Below are 2,989 nucleotides of genomic sequence, written 5' to 3'. Positions count from 1 at the left end.
GGCGGCGAGCACGAGCAGAAGGATGCCTACACCCGGGCCCCCTATATACATGGACCGGGCGATCGCCCTCGTGCGCCCGGGTGCCACGACCGCCGACATCGTCTCGGTGTGGCCGACCGCGCAGGAGTTCGGCTTCGCGGACGAGGAAGCCGCCTTCGCCCTGCAGTACGGCCACGGGGTCGGCCTGTCGATCTGGGAGAAGCCGATCTTCTCGCGGCTGGTGTCATTCGACCACCCGGAGGAGCTCAAGGAGGGCATGGTGTTCGCCCTCGAGACGTACTGGCCTTCGGCGGACGGTTGGGGTGCTGCACGCATCGAGGAGGAGGTCGTCGTGACCGCCGACGGGTGCGAGGTCATCACGAAGTTCCCCGCCGAAGAGCTGCTGATCGCCGGTCCCCGCTACATCGCGGTCGGCGGCCCGCTGAACAACCAGCGCGACTCGCAGTCGCACCTGAACACGACGTGGGGCCGCGGGGAGGCGTGATGGCGTCGGTCGGATTCCTCGGCCTCGGCTCGATGGGGGCGGCGCTCGCTCGCCGCCTCGTCGACGCCGGCCACGACGTGCACGTGTGGAATCGCTCGCGCGGGCCGGTCGACGACCTCGTCGCGGTCGGGGCCGTGGCCTGCGCAACGCCCGGGGACGCGCTCGCGCACCCGGTGTCGTTCTCGATGCTCGCCGACGATCCCGCGGCGCTCTCCGTCCTGGATGCCGCGTCCGTGGCATCCGCGTCGGGCGGGGTGCACGTCAACATGGCGTCGATCAGCCCCGCCGGTGCGGGGGAGCTGCAGCGGAGGTTCGCGGTGGCCGGGGCGCGCTACGTCGCCGCTCCGGTGCTCGGGCGCCCCACCGTCGCGGCGGAGGGCAAGCTCAACGTGCTCGTCGCGGGGGCGCCCGACGACGTTGCCGAGGTAGAGCCGTTCCTGCAGCTGTTCGCCGCGCGCCTGTGGCCGCTCGGTGCGGAGCCGTCGACCGCGAACGCCGTGAAGATCGCGGTGAACTACGACATCATCCACGCGATCCAGGCGATCGGGGAGTCGGTCGCCCTCGTCGAAGCGCGCGGCGTCGATCCCGGACTGTTCGTCGAGATCCTCACGTCGACGCTGTTCGCCGGGGTCGTGTACAGCGGCTACGGCGGGATGATCGCGCGGCAGGCGTACGACCCGCCCGGGTTCGACGTGGCCCTGGGCTACAAGGATCTCCGGCTGAGCGCAGAGATCGCGGGCGAGACCGGGACACATCTGCCGACGCTCGCCGCGCTCACCGCGGTGTTCGAGCGTGCGCTCGCCGAACCCGGCCTCGCCCGCCTCGACTGGGGCGCGGCGGCCGAAGTCACCCGGCGGGGCCTCCTGCCGGCATCCGATGACGAACGAGAAGGAGGTGCGGCATGAGCCGCAGGTATCTGGTGGTGGGGGGCACGTCCGGCATCGGACGCGAGATCGTCGCGTCGCTCGCCGCGGACGGCCACGAGGTGACGCTCACGGGTCGCGACGCGATCGCCGCCCAGGCGATCGCCGAGGAGATCGGCCCGAACGTCCGTGGGATCGCGGTCGACATCTCCGAGCCGGAGGACATCGCCCCCGCGCTCGCCGACGTCGGCGAACTGGACGGACTGGTGCTCGCCGCGATCGAGCGCGACGCGAACACCGTGCGCGACTACGACATCGCCCGCGCTCGGCGCCTGGTGACCCTCAAGCTCGTGGGGTACACCGAGACCGTGCACACGCTGCTGGACCGGCTCGTTCCGCAGCGCTCGACCGGCATCGTGCTGTTCGGCGGCCGCGCGAAGGACGCTCCGTACCCCGGGTCGGTCACGGTCTCGACCATCAACGGCGGCGTCGAGGGGCTCACCACGGCCCTCGCGCTCGAGCTCGCCCCGCTGCGCGTCAACGCGCTGCACCCGGGCATCATCGGCGACAGCCCGTTCTGGGCAGGGAAGCCCGCGGGCGTCCTCGAGGGCTACTCGTCCCGCACGCCCGGCGGTGAACTCGCGACGATGAACGACGTGGTGGATGCCACCCGGTTCCTGCTCCACAACGAGGGCGTCTCGGCGACCAACCTCTACGTCGATCGGGGCTGGCGCATCACCTGACGCCCGACTCGTCGCCGAAGATCTCGGGATGCCGCTCCAGCTCGATGCGCGTGCGCCGGATGTGCCGCTCGAGCACGTGGGCGGCCTCCTCGGCGTCGCCGCGGCGGAGGGCGGCGACGAGCAGCCGGTGGTCGAGGTGCGCGGCGCCGTCGTGCCGGGCGTGCGCCGCGGTGACGAAGGCGCGGCGGTAGTGGTGCGTCCGGTTCCACAGCCCCACGACCGTGTCGCCGAGCATCACGGTGCGGGCCGGCGCGTAGGTGACGAAGTGGAATTCGCGGTCGTGGCGCAGGAAGTCCTCGGCATCCGCGTGCTCCATGCGTGCGGCCAGGTCGTCGAGGGTGTCGAGGTCGGCGGGGGAGAGGAGCGGCGCACTCATCCCGATCAGCACTGGTTCGATGCGCTCGCGCACGAGGTACAGCTCTTCGCACTCGGCGAGCGTCAGGCGCGACACCCACGCGCCCGAGTTGGCGACGAGCGTCACGAGTCCCTCGGCTTCGAGGATGCGCAGCGCCTCGCGCACCGGGATGCGGCTCGTCGTGTGCCGGGCCGCGAGGTCTTCCTGCCGAATCCGGGTCCCGGGTGGATGGATGCCACGGAGGATCTCGTCGCGCAGCGTGTCGGCGATTCCCGAGCCGGCGCGCCCGTGATCCCGCGCGACGGCGAGCGGGCCGCTCATTCGGCGGGCCTCGCGGGGTGCCACAGCAGCGTCTCGGCGTCGCTCTCGTAGGCCTTGCCGTCGGGGAAGCTGACGAGCTCGAACTGCATGCCCCAGGGGGCGCGGAAGTAGATCCAGCGCTGCCCCGCCGACGCCGCGCCGCTGACGACCGGTTCGCCCATGACGTCGACGCCATGGGCGTGCAGGTGGGCGACCGCGGCATCCAGGTCGTCGACTTAGAGCG

General features: G+C 71.8%; 5 protein-coding genes. 3 read left to right on the top strand and 2 right to left on the bottom strand.

All coding sequences use genetic code 11. The annotated features are described in order from the left end of the window. Window positions 1-49 precede the first annotated feature (49 nt). The 3 genes from I5G_RS00365 to I5G_RS00355 are packed head-to-tail and all read left to right on the top strand — an operon-like array spanning window position 50 to window position 2,090. A complete protein-coding gene (locus tag I5G_RS00365; RefSeq protein WP_022877273.1) occupies window positions 50-484 on the top strand; it encodes a Xaa-Pro peptidase family protein in 435 nt (144 codons plus the stop codon). Further along, window positions 484-1,389 (top strand): NAD(P)-dependent oxidoreductase, encoded by a 906-nt coding sequence (locus tag I5G_RS00360; RefSeq protein WP_022877272.1) that lies wholly within the window; start codon window positions 484-486, stop codon window positions 1,387-1,389. The genes I5G_RS00365 and I5G_RS00360 overlap by 1 nt, the downstream gene beginning before the upstream one ends. Beyond that, window positions 1,386-2,090 (top strand): SDR family oxidoreductase, encoded by a 705-nt coding sequence (locus I5G_RS00355; protein ID WP_022877271.1) that lies wholly within the window; start codon window positions 1,386-1,388, stop codon window positions 2,088-2,090. Before I5G_RS00360 ends, I5G_RS00355 begins: the two co-directional genes overlap by 4 nt. On the opposite strand, the gene I5G_RS00350 is transcribed toward I5G_RS00355, so the two are convergent. Continuing rightward, a complete protein-coding gene (locus I5G_RS00350) occupies window positions 2,083-2,766 on the bottom strand; it encodes a GntR family transcriptional regulator (protein WP_022877270.1) in 684 nt (227 codons plus the stop codon). The two genes, I5G_RS00355 and I5G_RS00350, sit on opposite strands and share 8 nt — an antisense overlap. Continuing rightward, window positions 2,763-2,927 (bottom strand): hypothetical protein, encoded by a 165-nt coding sequence (locus I5G_RS19680; protein ID WP_022877269.1) that lies wholly within the window; start codon window positions 2,925-2,927, stop codon window positions 2,763-2,765. The genes I5G_RS00350 and I5G_RS19680 overlap by 4 nt, the downstream gene beginning before the upstream one ends. Window positions 2,928-2,989: the final 62 nt, after the last annotated feature.

It is taken from the genome of Microbacterium sp. B19 (assembly GCF_000333395.1).
In the GTDB taxonomy this organism is placed as follows: domain Bacteria; phylum Actinomycetota; class Actinomycetes; order Actinomycetales; family Microbacteriaceae; genus Microbacterium.
This window is presented reverse-complemented; position numbering and strand designations above follow the sequence as displayed.

Coding starts and splice junctions, on each gene's coding strand:
- I5G_RS00365 (WP_022877273.1), top strand. CDS start 50: ATGGACCGGGCGATCGCCCTCGTGCGCCCGGGTGCCACGACCGCCGAC.
- I5G_RS00360 (WP_022877272.1), top strand. CDS start 484: ATGGCGTCGGTCGGATTCCTCGGCCTCGGCTCGATGGGGGCGGCGCTC.
- I5G_RS00355 (WP_022877271.1), top strand. CDS start 1,386: ATGAGCCGCAGGTATCTGGTGGTGGGGGGCACGTCCGGCATCGGACGC.
- I5G_RS00350 (WP_022877270.1), bottom strand. CDS start 2,766: ATGAGCGGCCCGCTCGCCGTCGCGCGGGATCACGGGCGCGCCGGCTCG.
- I5G_RS19680 (WP_022877269.1), bottom strand. CDS start 2,927: ATGGGCGAACCGGTCGTCAGCGGCGCGGCGTCGGCGGGGCAGCGCTGG.